Annotated in this window: 1 protein-coding gene; it reads right to left on the minus strand. The window is 39.6% G+C overall.

Annotated features, from left to right (window positions below; genetic code table 11):
• Positions 1 to 309, minus strand: a 309-nt coding sequence (gene rpmC / locus F0L46_RS28020) for a 50S ribosomal protein L29 (protein ID WP_210247725.1), incomplete at its 3' end; no start/stop codon positions are given.
• Between the last annotated feature and the right edge of the window lie 12 nt (positions 310 to 321).

A 321-nucleotide genomic window follows, 5' to 3' on the forward strand; every position in this document is an offset into this window, starting at 1 on the left:
TTCGTGTTTAGTAAGAGCCTTGCGCATAGCACGGGTCTTCTTGGCTCTTAAATCTAAAGGCTTGTATTTCTTGTTTTTGTAGTGGTTTCTAAGATTGACCTTCATCTTCTGGTGATACACAATGTAAACACGTGCGATAGCTTTTCTTACAACACGGATCTTGGACAGTTTAGAAGCAACTCCACCAGTAACTTTAGCAACCCGAAGATTTGTTAATTCTGTCTTTAGCTCCTCAAGCTGTTTGAATAGCTCCTTTTTATCTTTTGTCCTTAATTCTGAACACTTCACTTTGCCCATTTTGACGGTCACGTTCTCTTCGAA

Source organism: Salinarimonas soli, assembly GCF_008386575.1.
GTDB lineage: Bacteria > Pseudomonadota > Alphaproteobacteria > Rhizobiales > Beijerinckiaceae > Salinarimonas_A > Salinarimonas_A soli.